This window comes from Luteimonas sp. A537, assembly GCF_054052065.1.
The window spans coordinates 1-17,591 of sequence record NZ_JBSVRH010000005.1 but is presented as its reverse complement, the minus strand read 5'-3'; the positions used below and the strand labels follow the sequence as shown (position 1 = coordinate 17,591).

The following is a 17,591-nucleotide window of genomic DNA, read 5'->3' as shown; positions in this document are numbered from 1 at the left end:
GCACGCGCGCCCAGTGCGCCGCGCCGTGCACGCCGTCCCAGGCGAGGCGGAACTCCTTGCGCAGGTGTGCCACCAGGCTCTGCTCGCCCATTCCAGCTCCCCTGCTCCAGGCGGCCATGATGCCGGAGCCTGGTCGCAGGCTCCTACAAAAGCGAGCGAGCCTCGGAGGGCGCCCGAGTCCACGCGCGCCCCCGGACCGCATCGGCGATAATGTCCGACCGCCCCGGTGCTGCCCCTGTTCAGCCACAGCACGCGAAGCTTCACGGGTTTTACCCGTCCCCGGTCCCCCGCCCCGAGCCCATGCCTCCAGCATCGCCCACGCCATCGCCCGTCCCCGCCGTCCGCCTCTCCGGCGTGCGCCTGGACCGCGGTGCGCGCACGATCCTCGACGGCATCGACCTGGTGGTCCCGCGCGGCAGCATCACTGCGATCCTCGGGCCCTCGGGCAGCGGCAAGTCCACCCTGCTCGCCGCACTCACCGGCGAACTGGTGCCGGCCGCAGGCGCCGTGGAAGTGTTCGGCCAGCCGGTGCCCCGCCGCCAGCGCGAACTGCTCGAGCTGCGCAAGGGCATCGGCGTGCTGCTGCAGGGCAACGGCCTGCTGACCGACCTCACCGCCGGCGAGAACGTCGCGTTGCCGCTGCGCGCGCATACCAAGCTGCCGCCACCGGTCATCGAGCAGCTGGTACTGATGAAGCTGCACGCCGTGGGCCTGCGCACCGCCGCCAATCTCTATCCGCGCGAGCTTTCCGGCGGCATGGCGCGCCGCGTGGCGCTGGCCCGGGCGATCGCGCTGGACCCGCCGCTGATGCTCTACGACGAGCCGCTGACCGGGCTCGACCCGATCGCCTCGGGCGTGATCATGAGCCTGATCGCGCGCCTCAACGCCACGCTCGGCCTGACCAGCATCATCGTCAGCCACCACGTGCGCGAGACCCTGCCGATCGCCGACCAGGTGCTGGTGACCGCCAACCGCGGCATCGTCTTCACCGGCACGCCGGCCGAACTCGAGGCCAGCGACGATCCCCTGCTGCGCCAGTTCCTGCGCGGCGAGCCCGACGGCCCGATCGCCTTCGACCCCGCTTCGACCACGTCGGACCAGGCATCCGCACGCAGGGATAGCGTGGCCGCGTACCCGGCCGCCCCGCACGCCGGGTCGGCCTCGCCGGCGACACCCGCCACGCCCCGTCCCGACGCCGAGGCCCGCTGATGCCCATCATCTCCAGCACCCGCTCGCTGGGCCGCGCCGGCCTGTTCTCGCTGTCGGTGATCGCGGCATCGAAGCCCACCCGCGACTTCTTCACCGAACTCGTCCGCGAGATCTACAAGATCGGCGCGCGCTCGCTGCCGATCATCGCCGTCGGCGGCGCCTTCGTCGGCCTGTCGCTGACGCTGCTCGGCTACCGCGCGCTGGAAACCTACGGCGCCTCCAACCAGGTCAGCGCGCTGATCGGCCTGGGCCTGTACCGCGAGCTCGCGCCGGTGCTGACCGCGCTCCTGTTCATCGGCCGCGCGGGCTCGTCGATCGCGGCGGAACTGGCGTTGATGCGCGCCACCGACCAGATCCAGGCCCTGGGCCTGATGGCCATCGACCCGATCGCCAAAGCCGTCGCCCCGCGCTTCTGGGCGGCGGTGATCTGCGTGCCGCTGCTGACCGCGTTCTTCGTCAGCCTGGCCTTGACCGCGAGCTGGTTCGAAGCCGTGCAGATCCTCGGCGTCGACAACGGCACCTTCTGGCAGACCATGCGCGACGTGGTCGATTTCCGCTCCGACTTCCTGGTCGCGTTCATGAAGTCGGCCGTCTTCGGCGGCACCGCGGCCCTGGTCGCGGCCTACGTCGGCTTCCACGCCGAACCGACCATCGAAGGCACCTCGGTCGCCACCACCCGCGCCGTCGTCAACGCCTCCTTGCTGGTCCTGATGTTCAACTTCGTCCTCTCCGCGCTGCTGTTCCGATGAGCCGCGTGAAAAGCATATTTGCCACGGATTTACGCGGATGAACGCGGATAAGGCAAAAGCCCATGCAGAGATTCTGTTTTTAATCCGCGTTCATCCGCGTAAATCCGTGGCAAAAAAAGCTCTTAAAGGTGTCCCAATGAACACATCCCGTGGCCCAAGACTCGAGTTCGCCGTCGGCGCCTTCCTGCTGCTGGCGCTCGCCTCCGTGCTGGTGCTGGCGGTCGCATCGACCAACGGCAAGTTCGGCTTCGCACGCGATACCTACGAGCTGACCGCGCGCTTCACCAATCTCGGCCAGCTGCGCCCCAACGCGCCGGTCAAGGTCGGCGGCGTGACGATCGGCAGCGTCTCGGCGATCGACCTTGATCCGGTGAAGTTCGACACCATCGTGACCCTGGCGATCGACAACCGCTTCAACGAGATCCCGATCGACACCTCGGCGCAGATCCTCACAGGCGGCCTGCTTGGCGAGAGCTACGTTGGCCTGCAGCCCGGCGGCGACATGGAAGTGTTCCTGCCCGGCGAAGAACTGGTCTACACCCAGCCCGCCGTCGACCTGATGCAGATGGTCGGCAAGTACATGTTCAGCGGCGGTGGCAATGATGGCGCTGCCGGTGGCGACACCGGCGCGGCACCCGCCGCCGACGACACCCCGTCCCCCACGGAGACCACCCCATGACCGTCCGCCCCCTGCTTCCCCTCGTGCTGGCCTCGGCCATCCTCGCCACGGCGCCGTTTTCCGCGCTGGCCCAGGCCCCGGCCGCCAAGCCCGCAGCCGCCGCCACCCAGGGCGAATCGCCCAGCAAGCTGGTGCTCGACAACAGCCAGCGCGTGCTGTCGACGCTTGAGTCGCGCCGCGCCGAGTTCACCGCCGACCGCGGCAAGCTGCAGGCCTTCATCACCAGCGAATTCGACCAGATGTTCGACCGCGACTACTCCGCGCGCCAGGTGCTGGGCCGCCACGGCCGCGGCGCCAGCGACGCCGACGTCAAGGTGTTCGCCGACGCGCTGGCCGAAAGCCTGATGCGCCGCTACGGCAGTTCGCTGCTCGACTTCAACACCCAGCTCCGGGTGCGGCTGAAGTCGGAAACGCCGCTGCCGCGCGGCCTGGGCGTGAAGGTCTCCAGCGAGATGTTGCGCTCCGGCGGCGAGCCGATTCCAGTCGACTACCTGATGCGCCAGACGGCCGACGGCTGGCGCGTATTCGACGTGATGGTCGAAGGCGTGTCCTTCGTGCAGACCTTCCGCCAGCAGTTCGACACCCCGCTGTCGCGCAAGTCGATCCGCGCGGTGGCGGCCGACCTGAGCGCCGGCCGGGTGCAGGCCGATGCCGGCAGCAACTGAGGCCAGCGTGCGACGCGATGGCGACGCGCTGCGCGTCAGCGGCGCCGTCGTGCGCGAAGCCGTGCCCGCCCTGTGGCGCGCCGCGGCCGCGCAGGTCGCGGGCGCGCGCAGCCTGGACATCACAGCGGTCACCCGGCTCGACAGCGCCGGGCTGGCCCTGCTGTCCGCGCTGGGCCATGCCACCGGACACGGCGGCGCCATCGACGTGTCCGGCGCGCCGCCCGGCCTGGCCGACCTGCGCGCAGCCTATCGGCTGGACGCGTCGCTCGGCTTCGCCTCCTGAATAAAGGACGAGCACATATGCGCACGGACAGCCAATCCAATCACCGACTGCGCGCCATCGCGCTCGCACTCGCCGTCTCGATGCTGGCCGCCTGCGCCGGGACGGCGTCGCGCGCCGACGCGCCAATCGAGGCCGTCGGGGCCGCTGGTTCGCCGGCGGCGGGTGTCGAACCGGCAGCGCCGGTGGAATCCGCAATCGTGCCCGATCCGGCCGCAGGCGACGGGCTGCCGGCCGTCCACGGTGCCGCGCGCGACGCCGCCGCCGCATCCCCGGGTGCCAATTCCGATGTCGATTCCGGCGCGGTCAACGCGGCCCGGGACGGCTTCGAAGCCGACGGCCCCACTCCGAACGCACCCACCCAGGCCGAACTCGACTACGCCGCCCTGTACGGCACCCAGGTCTACGATCCGATCGCCGACCCGACCCTGCCCACGCCCGCGCAGCTTCCGGGCGCGAGCTACGACCCCTGGGAAGGCTGGAACCGCCGCGTGCACGGCTTCAACATGGCGATCGATCGCACCGTCGCCGAGCCGCTGGCGCGCGCCTACATGAAGGTGGCGCCGCGTCCGGTGCGCCTGGGCGTCGGCAACTTCTTCAACAACCTCGGCCAGCCGGTCAGCGCTCTCAACGCGCTGCTGCAGGGCAAGCCCAAGCAAGCCGGGCAGTCGCTGGGCCGCTTCCTGGTCAACGCCACCCTCGGCGTCGCCGGCCTGTTCGACCCCGCTTCGCGCATGAACATCCCCAACCGCAGCGAGGACTTCGGCCAGACCCTGGGCGTCTGGGGCTGGGAGTCTTCGCGCTTCGTGGAGCTGCCGCTGTTCGGCCCGCGCACCGTGCGCGACGTCTTCGGCCTGGTGGGCGATGGCCAGGTCTCGCCGCTGCGCCAGGTCGACGACGACGCCGTGCGCATCGGCCTGCAGGGCCTGCAGCTGGTCGACCTGCGCACCCAGCTGTTCGCCGTCGACCGCCTGCGCGAAGGCGCGGAGGACGAGTACGCCCTGGTGCGCGACGCCTGGATGCAGCGCCGCAACTACCAGATCCACGGCGACCGCATCCGCGAGGGCCAGGACGACCTCCCCGACTACCTGCTCGACGACGAAGCCAACCCCACCGTCCCCGTGGACGTGATGCCCATCATTCCCGGCTCGTCCCCGAACTGACCCGGCTTTTGACTCGCCCGGCTGTTGACCGGCCCGGCTTTTGTAGGAGCCGCTATAGCGGCGATTCACGCCACCGGATCGTCCCCGTTCGCGCCAATCTCCTCCCCCAACAACTCCTGTGCCGCCGCCCCCGGCAGCGACTCCACGCCCTTGAGCTGGCGCTCGATCGCGCGCGTGCGCACGCCGGCCTGCTTGATGCTGTTCTGCACCGTGTCCAGCTGCCCGTGCGCGCGCTCCAGCACCGTGGCGAACTTGCCGAACTCGCTCTTCACCGCGCCCAGCACCTGCCAGACCTCGCTTGAACGCTGCTCGATGGCCAGCGTGCGGAAGCCCATCTGCAGGCTGTTGAGCAGCGCCAGCAGCGTGGTCGGTCCAACCATGGTCACGCGGAAGTCGCGCTGCAGCGCTTCGAACAGCCCAGGGCGGCGCAGCACTTCGGCGTACAGGCCCTCGGTGGGCAGGAACAGCAGCGCGAAGTCGGTGGTGTGCGGCGGCGCCAGATACTTGTCGCGGATGCGCTTGGCCTCCAGGCGCACCTGGCGCTCCAGCGCGGTCGCGGCCTGCTTGGCGGCATCGGCATCGGCACGGTCCTGCGCGTCGAGCAGGCGCTCGTAGTCATCGCGCGGGAACTTGGCGTCGATCGGCAGCAGCACCGGCTGGCCCGGCTGCGAGCCGGGCAGGCGGATCGCGAACTCCACGCGCTCGCCGCTGCCGGGCACGGTGGCGCAGTTGGTTTCGTACTGCTCGATGGTCAGCACCTGCTCCAGCAACCCCGCCAGCTGCACCTCGCCGAAGATGCCGCGGGTCTTGACGTTGCCCAGCACGCGCTTGAGGTCGCCGACGCCGGCGGCCAGCTCCTGCATCTCGCCCAGGCCGCGCTGCACCTGTTCCAAGCGCTCGGACACCAGCTTGAACGACGCGCCCAGGCGCGCCTCGAGCGTGGTCTGCAGCTTTTCATCGACGGTCTCGCGCATCTGCTCGAGCTTCTGCGCGTTGTCGGCCTGCAACGACTTCAGCTGCGACTCCAGCGTGGCGCGCATCTCGCCGATGCGCTGCTCGTTGCGCTGGGTGAGCTCGGTCACCCGCTGGCCAAGCTGGTCGGCGAAGCGCTGCTGCGCCTCCGCGCCCTCGCTGCGCGCCTTGCGCGCGTCCTCGCCCAGCGCCTCGCGCAGCACGTCCAGGCGCTGGTCGGTGCGGGCGCTGAACTCGGTCAGCCGGGCGCCAAAGCCATCGATGCGCTGGCCCTGCGCCATGCCCAGGCTGTCGAGCTGCAGCCGCAGCTCCCCGCGCCCGTCGCGCTGCTCAGCCCGCAGCACCTCTTCCAGCTCCTGGCGCAGCGCCACCAGCGCCGCTTCCGGGCGCCGCAGCAACAGCACCACAAGCAACACGATGGCCACCGCCACCGCCGCCAATACCAGCATCAACAAGGTCTGAACATCCATCGGAGCAGTGTAGCCGGGCCAGGTCGCATCCCCTGCGACGGAGGCCGCATGCAGATCCACGTCCGCCGCGTCTACGCCGACTCCAGCAGCCACGAAGGCCACCGCGTGCTCATCGACCGCCTGTGGCCGCGCGGTAAATCGAAGGCCGATCTCGACGGCGTGCCCTGGGTGAAATCGGTCGCCCCGAGCGACGCGCTGCGCGACTGGTTCGACCACGACCCGGCGAAATGGACCGGGTTCAAGCGCCGCTACTTCGCCGAGCTCGACGACAACCCCGACGGACTGGCCGAATTGCGCAAGGCCCTTGGCCACGGGAAGAACGCCACCCTGCTTTACGCCGCGAAGGACGAAGCCCACAACAACGCCGTCGCCCTCGCCGAACACCTCGGCAAATCCCCGTAGGAGCAGCTACAGCTGCGACCGCAGCTATGGCTGCTCCTGCAGGACGCGCTTCCGGGTGGTCGCGCCCTACAGCACCCGGCAGAACACCGCCTTCAGATATCGCGACTCCTGCGCGTTCGCCATGAACGGATGGTCCGGCCCGGCGCCGGACACCTTCAGCACCTGCACCGTGCGGTTGGAGAAGAACGCCGCCCGCCGCAGCATGTCCAGGAACTGGTCCTCGGCCACCAGCCCCGTGCACGAGAACGTCGCCAGCAGCCCGCCGGGCTTGACCACCGACAGCGCCAGCTTGTTCATGTCCAGATACTTCTTCAGCGCCGGGATCACCTGCTCGCGGTCGCGGGTCATCTTCGCCGGATCCAGGATCACCACGTCGTACTGCTCGCCGGCGTTGGACGCGTCGCGCAGCCACGGGAAGATGTCGGCCTGCACGAAGCGCGGGCGCACGCCGTTCAACTTCGCGTTGCCCTTGGCGAGTTCGATCACGTCGGCGTCGATGTCCACGCCCGTCACTTCGCTGGCGCCGCGCACGGCCGAATACACCGCGAAGCCACCGGTGTTGCAGCACAGGTCGAGCACGCGCTTGCCGGCGACCTGCCGGCTCAGCCACTCGCGGTTCTCGCGCTGGTCGGCGAAGAAGCCGGTCTTGTGCGCCCCCGCCGGATCGGCGCGGAAGCGGATGCCGTGCTCGCTGATGATCGCGGGCTCCGTGCCCGGCGTGCCGTGGAAGTCGAAGCTTTCCTGCTTCTGCACGTGCTCGTCCGCAAACGCGTGGAAGCGGCAGCCCGGGAACTGTTCGCGCAGCGCCGCCATGATCCACTCGCGATGGCGGAACATCCCGGCCGAGAAATACTCCAGCACCAGCAGGTCGGCGTAGCGATCCACCACCAGGCCGCTCAGCCCATCACCCTCGCTGTGCACCACGCGCCAGGCGTCGCTCACCTCGTCCAGGCGCAGCACCTCGCGGCGCAGCGCCACCGCATCGGCGATCTTGCGCGAGAACCAGCCCGCATCCACTGCCACGTCCGGGTTGGCTTCAAGGATCCGCACCGCGATCCGCGAATGGCCATTGTAGAAACCGCGGCCGATCCACTCGCCGTCGATGCCGACCACGTCGACGATGGTGCCGGGCTTGGGCCGCGGGGTCGGCTTCTCCACCAGCTTCTGGAAAATCCACGGGTGGCTTGAGCGCCAGGCGTTGCGCAGGCGGACTACGGGGAGGGCTTCGTTCATGGCGCGATTCTACCGGGTCGCTCCGATGGCGACGCCCCGGCGCGCCGCTGCCGGACCGCCGCCGGGCGATGTGCGGACAAGGGTCTCCACTCTCCACGCTCCCCGCAGCCCTTGCGTTGCCGCCATCCGCCGCCATGCTTCGGATCATGCACCTGCCCCACGACGACCATCCGCCCGATTCCGCTGCCCAGCGCGTCGCCGACTGGCGCCGCTTCCGCCGCGCCGCCGGAGCATCGGCACTCTTCGTCGCCGTGCTGGCCATCGTCTACGCCGCCCAGGCCGGCTTCAGTGCGCGCGCGTTCGCAGTCGCCCCCGGCAGCGCCGCCGGCCTGTTCGGGCTGCTGACCGCCCCCCTGCTGCACGGCTCGCTGGAACACCTGGTCGCCAACGGCGTCGCGGTGCTGTTCCTCGGCACCCTGGCCGGCTGGGTCTACCCGCGCGCCACCCTGCGCGGCCTGCCGCTGATGTGGCTCGGCTCCGGCCTCGGCGCCTGGCTGCTGGGCGCGCCGGGTTCGTACCACCTGGGCGCCAGCGGCGTGACCCACGGCCTGATGTTCCTGGTGATGACGCTGGCCGTGCTGCGCCGCGACCGCGCCGCCATCGCCGCCACCATGATCGGCTTCATGTTCTACGGCGGCATGCTGTTGACCGTGCTCCCGCGCGAGCCCGGCGTGTCCTGGCAGTCGCACCTGGGCGGCGCCATCGGCGGCATCGTCGCGGCCTGGCTGTTCCGTCGCCTCGATCCCGCCGCACCGCGCAAGCGCTACAGCTGGGAGCTTGAGGAAGAACAGGCCGCCGCCGACGCCGAACGCGCCGCCGCCGAGCGTGGACAGTTCGAGCCCGACACCCCCGAAGACGTACCGGTCCTGTGGAATCGTCCCGAGTCGCCCGAAGCGGAGCAGGGCACCATCCTGCAGTTCCCGCCGCGCGATCGACGATAGACTCCGGGCATGGACATCCGCCCCACGACTCTTTTCCTGCTGGCGATCCTGCCCTTCGCCACCGGCACCGCCACCGCCACGGCCGCCACCGCCGCGAACGACGCCACGGAGAACACGACCATGGCCGAAGTCGACGCCCGGCTGCGGCCCTACACCGGCGACGTCCCCGGCGCCGCCCTGCTGGTGCTACGCGACGGCGAGCCCGTGGTCCGCCGCGGCGTCGGCCTGAGCGACCTCGCCGCCGGCGCCCCGGTCACCCCCGCCACCAACTTCCGCCTGGCCTCGCTGAGCAAGCAGTTCACCGCCGCCGCCGTGCTGCTGCTGGCCGAAGACGGCCGCCTGCGCCTGGACGACCCCGTGCGCCGCTGGCTGCCGGAGCTTCCCGCCAATGCCGACGGCGTGACCCTGCACCACCTGCTCAGCCACACCTCCGGCCTGCACGACTACGAAGACATCATGGCCGCCGATTTCGAAGGCCAGGTCCGCGATGCCGACGTGCCGTGCCTGCTGGCCACCGGCGCGCCCTGCGCAGCCCGGGTCGCAGCTGCAGTCACCCCCGCCCCGCCCTACTTCCCTGCGGGCACTGCCTACCGCTACAGCAACAGCGCCTACGCCCTGCTCGCCCTCGTGGTCGAAAAGGCCTCCGGCCTGTCCTACCCCGATTTCCTCCGCGAGCGCATCTTCACGCCGCTGGGCATGGATAGCAGCCTGGCCTTCGTCAACGGCGTCAACGCACCCGCCAACCGCGCCTACGGCCACAGCGCCAGCGGCGACGGCTGGGCCCGCACCGACCAGTCCACCACCAGCGCCGTGCTCGGCGACGGCGGCATCTATTCCTCCATCGACGACCTGGCCAAGTGGGACGCCGCCCTGTACGACGACCGCCTGCTGTCCGACACCTCGCGCGCGCTGGCGTTCTCCGCGCAGACCACCACGCCCACCGATGAGGAAAACGTCGCCGCCTACGGCTACGGCTGGCGCCTGGACGGCGACCTGATGTGGCATTCCGGCGAGACCATCGGCTCCCGCAACGTCATCCTGCGCTGGCCGGCGCAGCGCCTGACCGTGCTCATGCTGACCAACCGCAACGGCCCCGAACCCTACGCCGCCGCCCGCGCGATCGGCGACGCCTGGCTGCGCGGGTCCGCCACCACGCGCTAGGCTTGCGCCCCCGGCAACAACAGGCCACGCCATGTCCTTCGACGCCCGCCGCATGATGCCGGCCGCCCTCGTCCTCACCCTGCTGCTGGCGCTGCCGGCCTGCAACCGCGACCCGGCGCCTGATGCCGGCGCGGCGCCAACAACGTCCGCCGAACGTTCGCGGGATCCCGCCGCCAACCGCATCGAAGCCGACGTCCGCGCCCTTGCCGACGACCACATGCAGGGCCGCGAGACCGGCACCCCGGGCCACGACCTTGCCGCGGAATACGTCGCCGCGCGCTTCGCGGAAGCCGGCCTTGTCCCCGGCGGCGAAGACGGCGGCTGGTTCCAGCGCGTGCCGCTGCTGCGCGCCACCATCGCCTCCCAGGGCGCACGACTGGTAGTCCATCTTGATGGCCAGTCGCGCTCGCTGGCCTTCCAGGACGAATTCCTGCCGATGGCGAACTTCAACCGCCCCGATGCCGCGGTCGAGGCCCCGGCGGTGTTCGTCGGCCAGGCCATCCACGCGCCGGAGCTTGGCCACGACGACTTCGCCGGGCTCGACCTGCGCGGCAAGATCGCGGTGGTCTTCGGCGGCGCGCCGGAGCGCTTCGACAACACCCGCCGCGCATTCAACAGCTCCCTCCACGAGAAGCTGCGCAGCGTGGCCGAACGTGGCGCCGTGGGCGTGGTCCTGGTCGGCACCGCCGCCGACGAAGTGCGATCGCCCTGGACCCGCGGCGCCGCTGGCTGGGAGCGGCCCTCCATGCGCCTGCGCGACGCCGACGGCCACGGTATCGACACCTGGCCCGGCCTCGACGTGGTGACGCGCGTCAGCGCCGCCGCCGCCGACGCCCTGTTCGCCGGCGGCGAGCGCAGCGCTGCCCAGCTCGCCAACGCTGCCCGAACCGGCACGCCAGGAGGCTTCGACCTCCCCGTACGGCTGTCGCTCGCCGTACAAACCCGGGTCGAACGCCTGGACTCGCGCAACGTCGTCGGCATGCTTCGCGGCAGCGACCCCGTCCTCGCCGACGAATACGTGGTGCATACCGCCCACCTCGACCATGTCGGCCTTGGCATCGAAGTCGACGGCGACACCATCTACAACGGCGCCATCGACAACGCACTCGGCGTCGCGATCATGACCGAGGCCGCCCGCGAACTCGCCGCCGGCGACACACGACCGCGCCGCTCGCAGCTGTTCGTCGCCGTTACCGCCGAAGAGCAGGGCCTGCTCGGTTCGCAGTGGTTCGCCAGCCGCCCGACCGTCCCGCGCGATGCATTGGTCGCCAACATCAACATCGACATGCCCGTGCTCACCGCGCCCAGCCGCGACGTGGTGCCGATCGGCGTCGAGCACTCGTCGCTCAAGGCCGTGGTCGACCTTGCCGCCCGCGAGATCGGCGTGAAGGTCTCACCCGACCCCTTCCCCGAAGAAGCCGTGTTCGTGCGCAGCGACCAGTTCTCCTTCGTGCGCGAAGGCATTCCCGCCGTCTATCTCGACGCCGGCATCGAAGCCGCCGACCCCGAGCGCGATCCCAAGGTCTCCGCCACCTGGTTCATGCGCAACTGCTACCACCGCCCCTGCGACCAGGCCGACCTGCCGATCCACTACGACGACGCCGCCCGCCTGGCGCGCGTGTCGGCACGCACCGCCTGGCATATCGCGGCCGCCGATGAGCGACCGTCATGGAACGAAGGCGATTTCTTCGGCCATCGCGACGCTGCCCACGGGACCCCGGCGCAAAAGACCGGCGAGCGCGCCGGTCAATAGGGCCTTCCTGCTCACCCCGACGGAACTCACCCGGCCCCAGGGCGGACCACGTCACTCGCCCTGTGGTATCCCGGTCATCAGCGCCTTCATCAGTTTCTCTTCGCTCAGATGACTGTCCAGGTCCGCCATTGCCTTTGTAACGGCAGGATCGGTCATCAGCCCGCCTACCGCCGTTGCTCCAAGGGTCTCGAACGCACTCTTGTACCCGGCCATTCCCTCATTGAGAATTGCGTCGCGGGATTCACTCGCGCACTTGTCGGCAATCAACTTCTCGAATACCGATGCGCTGCTTCTGGATATTTCATCCCAGGACTCAGGCGTCAATCCCGAGATATCCACCACCTCTGGATGACTGGCGACCGCGCCGAATATCCAGCGGACAAGAGCGGTCTTGTCCTCGGCAGTGACGGACGCCACAAGACACCCTGACAGACGCTCGGAATACTCACCGGCAATCGCCAGGTTGCTCGCCAGCAGAAGCGCGGCTATTGAAGCTGATTTTGCGAAGTGCATGAAATTTCCCATTTTGGACCGGTTGGACGCATTGTCAGGCATCGGCCAGACAGTCACCCGGGCCGGCTGCGCCGCGAAACGGGTGCCGGCCTGGATCAATCGGCAGGCGGCCATGTACGGGCTGCGGAAAGAGCAATGAGCGCCATGAACGCGGAGATAGCCGCCCAAGCCGCCATCATGCCTGGGACCGATCCGCCGGGGAAGCGATCGACCGAAGCGATCAGCGCGCCTTGGCCAAGACTTAGCGTTGCCACCACCCAAACGAGGCGCCGCCCCCGCAGCTCGCGCACCGCCTTGCGCAAGATTGAACAAACGAGCAGATGACCTGAAAACGAACAGATCAGCATGACCCCAGCAGCGAACGCAGCGAACTGGATGTTTCCAAGGCACCCGAATTTCTGTTGGTCACAATTGCCACGCATGTAGACATCGCCCGCCGTATACCCCACGAATGCCAGGAACAAGACGACTCCCGGAACAAGTGCTACTGCTACAAATGGCCGGATTTTCTTCATGAAACCTGACACCTGAGTTAAGCCGCGCTCCAAAACCTGCTTCACCGCCTCTGCCCGGAACTCATCCGTGTACTGCTTGCTGCTCATAAACGCCCCTGCTGTTGCCATGAATTATGGCCTGCGGGTGTCTACAAAAGGTTGGCCGGTCCAAGAACCATTTGCATTCCAACCGTAGAGCGCGTCTTACAGCCTGCAACAAGAACGACTATCAGAGCAGCCGTGGCAATTGTTCTGAAACAAGAGTTCTTCAAGTAAGCCTCCATGGCCTCGAGCGCGCCTAACACCAGAATTAAATCGTGCCGCGAAGCGGCATCGGCTTGAATGATTTGCTAGGCCGCACGCCAAGCGCCTTGGCGGTCTCTTCAAGCGGCGTACTGAACCCTAGCTTCTTGGCCGGGCGGGAGTTCATGTCAATTACCAGCTGGTCAAGACTGCAGCGGTTCAAGCCGCCATCCTGCACAATGAAGCCCTCATAATCGAGTGCGCAGTTGGTCAGTACGCCGAGCTTGGAAAGATCAGACGCTCTCGCAAATGCAACAGAGCGATACCCGTTCATCACTCGCTCCCGCACATGCTCCGGATAACCAGCGAGCTCAAGCACTAGGGAAATGCCCCGAACTAAGCTTATGAACAGCTTCTCGGCCGTGAGGCGCTCTCCCTCCAGCATGAGGAAGCTCAGCTGAGTGCGACTACTCATATACACAAAGGCGTTCCGCTCTGCCATTGGCAGGAACGTAACGTACCAATTGCCAAGCGGCACGTCGGTCGCCTGAGCTTCGCCCAAGTGATCTCGTTTGATACGAGCTCTCGCAGCTATGGCGCGCGTAACGATTAGATCAGCCATGACGTGTCATATACGGCCTAACGCCTGAATTAAGCCGACCTGCGAAGCGGGTTCGGATTGAATGAATTGTGAGGGCCCGCCGGATCGAATAGCGATCTACTTGCACCAGAGGTCGATAGCCATTTGGTTGGATCGCTCTCTGGCCAGCTCACAATTCTCATGTCCTTGCCCAGCACCATGAGTCTCGTGGCCCTCCGTTGGCCCGCCGTTTTGAAGTACAGAACATCCAGCTATCAGTACAGCGACCACAGTAAAGCAACTCTTGAGTTTCATTTGGGTAGAGCTTCCAATGAAAGTGTGGTGTGGGGCCTAACACCTTATGTCTTGAGTTTCCCCTAGCCTAAGAGCCGAGAGCCCGGCGTGCGCGCCCGATAACGCCTCGGTGTAGCACCACCGTAACTTAGCAGGAGCCGCACCCGGATCTCGCGCCCTGCGCCCGAACAGTTGCTCGAGGTTGCCCTCGAACCGATAAGCGTGGGCCTCGGGCGCGATGCTCTCGACCACTCGACTGTAGCGGAGAATCGGGATGACGGCAGCAGGAATCGATGTGTGTAAGGCCAGCCTGGATCTGGCTGGACCCGCCATGCCTTTGGTGTAACGAAGCGGTTTCGGCTTGAACGAATTGTTAGGGCTCATCCGGGATACGTACATAGATGGACCCCACGTGATCTGACTCATCATATAACCGCAACTTGCCTCGTTGGAGCGCAAGGACTTTCAGCCGAAATGGGGCCAACTCGCCGCGTTGAGGAGTGACGACTAACCGGCAGCCCTCTAGGCCCCATGTGGCTCCAGAGAGTTCTGGTCTTTGGTGAAGCCATGAACTGAAGGTGCGTCCGCTAGCGTCCGACTCCAGTAGAAAATCCTCGAAGAAGCCTGAATCGCTGCTCCTACTCCAAGCGCCCATCAATTCCCGCTCTGTGACCGAACAGCGTTCAGCTGAAAGTACGACGCCTGATGCTGTGAAGAGCAATATAAGGATCGCGAACTGTCTCATGAGCGCTAACGCCTGAATTAAGCCGCGTCGCGAAGCGGCGTCGGCTTGAACGCATTGTTAGGCACCGGGGTGCTGACCAGTGCTCTGACCTTCAGCGGTTCCGAAGAGCTTCTTGGCAAGCTCTAGCCCGCGCTCCATTCCTTCTTCCGTGAGCTGCACCGACTTCTGCTTGCCCACCGGATTGAACAGGTAGCCAGCCTCGTGGAGGCGGTCCATGACGCTGAAGTCATAACCCTTCCAGGAACTGTTCGTGTCGAAGAGGTGGGCTGCAAGAAGCGCCAAGATCGCCTCATCAATTCGGGACTGATCGTAAGCCATGTTTGAAGACTAAGCCTGCTTCGAAGGGCGCGCAACGCCTCCGGCCTAACGCATAAGTTAAGCCGAGACGCGTAGTGGAGCGAAGCACGTGGCAAGCTGTACCTGCCATGTACTTTGCGGAACGAAGCGGCTTCGGCTTGAACGCATTTTTAGGCCTGACTTGCATGAGCCGGCGTTGTATGCAGCTCGACACCAAGCGCGCGAATCAGCTTGAGTACGGTGTCGTACCGTGGCTTTGCGCCCGGAGCCAAAGCCTTGTACAGGCTCTCACGACCAAGCCCAGTGTCCTTGGCCAGCTTGCTCATACCTCGAGCCTTTGCAACGTCAGCGATTGCCTGAAGAAACACGTTGGGATTCTCATCTTCCAACGCGGCATTTAGGTACTCAGCAATGACAATGTCGCTGTCGAGATAGTCGGCGGCATCAAAAGCGGCGATGTTCTTCATGGTCAGTTCTCCAGACTCTTGAGGAGAGTCTTGGCTTTCAGGATGTCCTTCGGCTGGGACGATTTGTCCCCTGCGCAGAGGAGCAGATAGGTAACATCGCCGCGCCGGCAGTAGTACAAACGGTATCCAGGACCAACGTGAATCCGCATCTCGGAGATGCCGTCTCCAACCGGGGCGCAGTCACCGAAATTGCCCCCTTCTGCGGAGCGGATGCGCGCCGCGATGCGAGCTGTTGCTATCGGATCCCGTAGCCCTTTCAGCCACGCGTCGAACTCCGACGTGCGAAGGAATATGCTCATGGCGCACCGTATCCCTTCGGATACGTACTGTCAAGCTGCGAAGATGCTCGGTGTCAGGCCTAACGCCTAAGTTAAGCCGAGACGCGTAGTGGAGCAAAGCACATGGCAAGCTGTATCTGCCATGTGCTTTGCGGAACGAAGCGGCTTCGGCTTGAACGCATTGTTAGGCCGCACCGCCAGAAAGCCTGCCCCAAGACTGCCGAAGGCCCACAAGATGGACGAGGCCGATCAGTAGGCAGATGTAAGAACTCACAACCCAGAACGTCATGCTGTTTCCGGGGAAGTGCGCCATGACCGGCACGAATGCGACGCCCCGAACAATGTAGATGGTCGTGATTGCGGAGAGAATGGCACGCCGCAACGGCAGCTGGCGAATTACACCGGCACCGGAGAGAGCGTAAGCACTCCACCCAGCAAGGACGGCAGCAATGACCAGGGTAACGACGGTGGGATACCAGTGGCCGGCCAAGTGCAGCTGTGCCATTTGCTCTCCAGCGCCCAACAGCCGAAACAGCGGAGCGCCTACTGCAAGGCACGCCAGATGCATCAGCGCCGCGATCCCGCTAAGGGCGGCGCCGACTACCAGAAGCTTGTTGGTTGGACTGGCCATGTAGTTCCTCAGCGGCCTAACACCTAAGTTAAGCCGACGCGACTTGTGGCGTTCGGCTTGAATGAATTGTTAGGCCTCATACGCGGATGAGCAAAGAGGGGGCATATGCAGACCAGTACAAAGCTATGGTGCCAATAAAGCTGAAGGTGAGCGCAAGAGTGACGTGCCGTATCTTGGGCCTCCAGACGGCAATGCCGACCAGAACCAGGCAAAACACGGGCAAGGCCCACCACCACTTGATGGTAAGAAATACAAGCTGCGAGTAGCCTGATTGAGTGAGATTGAAGCTACTCCACGCACTAGTGAAGGCGCCCCCAGCACCGTGTTGAACGGCGTAAATGAAGTAGCTCTGGGCCAATGCCAGTAGTAGCACAATGACTATGAGTGCGATTTTCTTGAACATGAGGCCTAACGCCTGAATTAAGCCGTGCCGCGAAGCAGCATCGGCTTGAATGAATTGTTAGCTGCCTGCGCTACTGATCACGCGAAGCAACCGCTTTAACGTATCAGATGAGTAGGTCACCTCGCTGGGTGTCTCCGGCAGCGGAGCCGGATCTCCAGCTCGCCTCAGCCGCTCATCCAGCCCGCTTGTGGTCCCGTAAATTGGACTCTTAACTTGCAGTGGCTGGGCAGCTGGCCAGGTGCCATGTAATGCCTGATATATCAGCATTGCATTCAGTAGCGCGAGCTCCCTTCCGGGGTGCATCCCATCCTCAGCGAACCAGCCGAGATCCGGCTCAGCCTCGCGCAGCCTCTGCAGCCTCTCAGAAACCTCGGCGTAGGCGATCCCGGCTTCATTCGCAGCCGCCGACTCCTTTTCTACAATTTTCTTTGATGAATTAGGATGAGGTTGATAGGTGCCAAGCAGAACAACCTTCAGCCCCTTTTTTTCCGCCAAGCTCACTAGCTCTTCCAACGCTGAGCGGGACTCCACACATGAGTCCGGACCGAACGAGCACGTAAAGTCGCCTCCTCGCTCTTGAAGCACCAGCACGGCATAGGCCCGTTGCGACAGAGCCTTTTCTACTGAACCGTCAGACACGCGTTGAGTAAGCGTCGCTCCACCGCGGACGATCATGTCGCTTTCAGTTGGATGGCCGTTCGCAGTTGCGAGTGCAGAATAGACGGCAGGCAAATTTCCTACGTAGGTCAAGCTGTTGCCTACAAAGAGCACCCTCTCCGCTTCCTTATCAGGTGCTCTAGGGCTACACGCCGTTCCGGCGAGAAGGAACAAGAGCAATAAGATTAGGAAAGTGCGCATATGTTTGAGCAGCTAACACCTTATGTCTTGAGTTTCCCCTACCGTAGGTGCCGAGAGCCCGACGTGCGCGCCCGATAACGCCTCGGTGTCAGACCACCGTAATTCAGCAGG

Annotated in this window: 20 protein-coding genes and 1 pseudogene; 10 read left to right on the top strand and 11 right to left on the bottom strand. The window is 65.9% G+C overall.

From position 1 onward, the window contains the following. Positions 1-300 precede the first annotated feature (300 nt). From ACW7GZ_RS13285 to ACW7GZ_RS13260, 6 genes and pseudogenes are all read left to right on the top strand, one after another. Positions 301-1,131 (top strand): annotated as a pseudogene (locus tag ACW7GZ_RS13285) (ABC transporter ATP-binding protein); the annotation flags it as partial. 77 nt (positions 1,132-1,208) lie between these two features. Then, positions 1,209-1,958 carry an MlaE family lipid ABC transporter permease subunit gene (locus tag ACW7GZ_RS13280; protein ID WP_457009658.1) on the top strand — a complete coding sequence of 250 codons (750 nt, stop codon included), beginning with the start codon at positions 1,209-1,211 and terminating at the stop codon, positions 1,956-1,958. Between the two features lie 136 nt (positions 1,959-2,094). Next, a complete protein-coding gene (gene mlaD, locus ACW7GZ_RS13275; RefSeq protein WP_457004803.1) occupies positions 2,095-2,637 on the top strand; it encodes an outer membrane lipid asymmetry maintenance protein MlaD in 543 nt (180 codons plus the stop codon). Next, entirely contained in the window at positions 2,634-3,302 is a 669-nt protein-coding gene (locus ACW7GZ_RS13270; RefSeq protein WP_457004801.1) for an MlaC/ttg2D family ABC transporter substrate-binding protein, read from the top strand. The genes mlaD and ACW7GZ_RS13270 overlap by 4 nt, the downstream gene beginning before the upstream one ends. Further along, positions 3,286-3,585, top strand: coding sequence for an STAS domain-containing protein (locus ACW7GZ_RS13265; protein ID WP_457004800.1), 300 nt, complete (start codon positions 3,286-3,288; stop codon positions 3,583-3,585). Before ACW7GZ_RS13270 ends, ACW7GZ_RS13265 begins: the two co-directional genes overlap by 17 nt. A gap of 17 nt (positions 3,586-3,602) precedes the next feature. Further along, positions 3,603-4,745: an MlaA family lipoprotein gene (locus ACW7GZ_RS13260; protein WP_457004798.1), complete on the top strand. Its 1,143-nt coding sequence runs from the start codon at positions 3,603-3,605 to the stop codon at positions 4,743-4,745. Positions 4,746-4,810: 65 nt separating this feature from the next. Here ACW7GZ_RS13260 and rmuC read toward each other — a convergent pair whose 3' ends face one another. Then, positions 4,811-6,133: a DNA recombination protein RmuC gene (gene rmuC, locus ACW7GZ_RS13255; protein ID WP_457005093.1), complete on the bottom strand. Its 1,323-nt coding sequence runs from the start codon at positions 6,131-6,133 to the stop codon at positions 4,811-4,813. 102 nt (positions 6,134-6,235) lie between these two features. On the opposite strand from rmuC, the gene ACW7GZ_RS13250 reads away from it, so the two are divergent. Then, positions 6,236-6,589, top strand: a complete 354-nt coding sequence (locus ACW7GZ_RS13250; protein WP_457009656.1) for a DUF488 domain-containing protein — start codon at positions 6,236-6,238, stop codon at positions 6,587-6,589. A 66-nt stretch (positions 6,590-6,655) separates the two neighbouring features. On the opposite strand, the gene ACW7GZ_RS13245 is transcribed toward ACW7GZ_RS13250, so the two are convergent. Then, positions 6,656-7,822 (bottom strand): class I SAM-dependent rRNA methyltransferase, encoded by a 1,167-nt coding sequence (locus tag ACW7GZ_RS13245; protein WP_457009654.1) that lies wholly within the window; start codon positions 7,820-7,822, stop codon positions 6,656-6,658. A gap of 146 nt (positions 7,823-7,968) precedes the next feature. On the opposite strand from ACW7GZ_RS13245, the gene ACW7GZ_RS13240 reads away from it, so the two are divergent. Genes ACW7GZ_RS13240 through ACW7GZ_RS13230 form a run of 3 tightly spaced genes read left to right on the top strand, consistent with a single transcriptional unit; the run spans position 7,969 to position 11,677 of the window. Further along, a complete protein-coding gene (locus tag ACW7GZ_RS13240; protein ID WP_457004792.1) occupies positions 7,969-8,763 on the top strand; it encodes a rhomboid family intramembrane serine protease in 795 nt (264 codons plus the stop codon). Between the two features lie 15 nt (positions 8,764-8,778). Beyond that, positions 8,779-9,924 (top strand): serine hydrolase domain-containing protein, encoded by a 1,146-nt coding sequence (locus tag ACW7GZ_RS13235; protein WP_457009824.1) that lies wholly within the window; start codon positions 8,779-8,781, stop codon positions 9,922-9,924. Positions 9,925-9,955: 31 nt separating this feature from the next. After that, a complete protein-coding gene (locus tag ACW7GZ_RS13230; protein WP_457009652.1) occupies positions 9,956-11,677 on the top strand; it encodes a M28 family metallopeptidase in 1,722 nt (573 codons plus the stop codon). A gap of 51 nt (positions 11,678-11,728) precedes the next feature. On the opposite strand, the gene ACW7GZ_RS13225 is transcribed toward ACW7GZ_RS13230, so the two are convergent. The 9 genes from ACW7GZ_RS13225 to ACW7GZ_RS13185 form a co-directional block, all read right to left on the bottom strand. Beyond that, positions 11,729-12,304: a hypothetical protein gene (locus ACW7GZ_RS13225; RefSeq protein WP_457004788.1), complete on the bottom strand. Its 576-nt coding sequence runs from the start codon at positions 12,302-12,304 to the stop codon at positions 11,729-11,731. Beyond that, a complete protein-coding gene (locus ACW7GZ_RS13220; RefSeq protein WP_457009650.1) occupies positions 12,286-12,792 on the bottom strand; it encodes a hypothetical protein in 507 nt (168 codons plus the stop codon). Before ACW7GZ_RS13220 ends, ACW7GZ_RS13225 begins: the two co-directional genes overlap by 19 nt. 202 nt (positions 12,793-12,994) lie before the next feature. Continuing rightward, complete coding sequence (locus ACW7GZ_RS13215) at positions 12,995-13,549, bottom strand: DUF6933 domain-containing protein (RefSeq protein ID WP_457009648.1); 555 nt, start codon at positions 13,547-13,549, stop codon at positions 12,995-12,997. Positions 13,550-14,603: 1,054 nt separating this feature from the next. Beyond that, positions 14,604-14,864, bottom strand: a complete 261-nt coding sequence (locus ACW7GZ_RS13210) for a DUF6429 family protein (protein ID WP_457004778.1) — start codon at positions 14,862-14,864, stop codon at positions 14,604-14,606. A 149-nt stretch (positions 14,865-15,013) separates the two neighbouring features. Further along, positions 15,014-15,310 (bottom strand): addiction module antidote protein, encoded by a 297-nt coding sequence (locus ACW7GZ_RS13205; protein ID WP_457004776.1) that lies wholly within the window; start codon positions 15,308-15,310, stop codon positions 15,014-15,016. A 2-nt stretch (positions 15,311-15,312) separates the two neighbouring features. Next, complete coding sequence (locus ACW7GZ_RS13200) at positions 15,313-15,609, bottom strand: type II toxin-antitoxin system RelE/ParE family toxin (protein ID WP_457009646.1); 297 nt, start codon at positions 15,607-15,609, stop codon at positions 15,313-15,315. 163 nt (positions 15,610-15,772) lie between these two features. Beyond that, complete coding sequence (locus tag ACW7GZ_RS13195) at positions 15,773-16,219, bottom strand: hypothetical protein (RefSeq protein ID WP_457005738.1); 447 nt, start codon at positions 16,217-16,219, stop codon at positions 15,773-15,775. 76 nt (positions 16,220-16,295) lie between these two features. Further along, positions 16,296-16,622: a hypothetical protein gene (locus ACW7GZ_RS13190; RefSeq protein WP_457004771.1), complete on the bottom strand. Its 327-nt coding sequence runs from the start codon at positions 16,620-16,622 to the stop codon at positions 16,296-16,298. Positions 16,623-16,679: 57 nt separating this feature from the next. Then, a complete protein-coding gene (locus tag ACW7GZ_RS13185; RefSeq protein WP_457009644.1) occupies positions 16,680-17,372 on the bottom strand; it encodes a hypothetical protein in 693 nt (230 codons plus the stop codon). Positions 17,373-17,591: the final 219 nt, after the last annotated feature.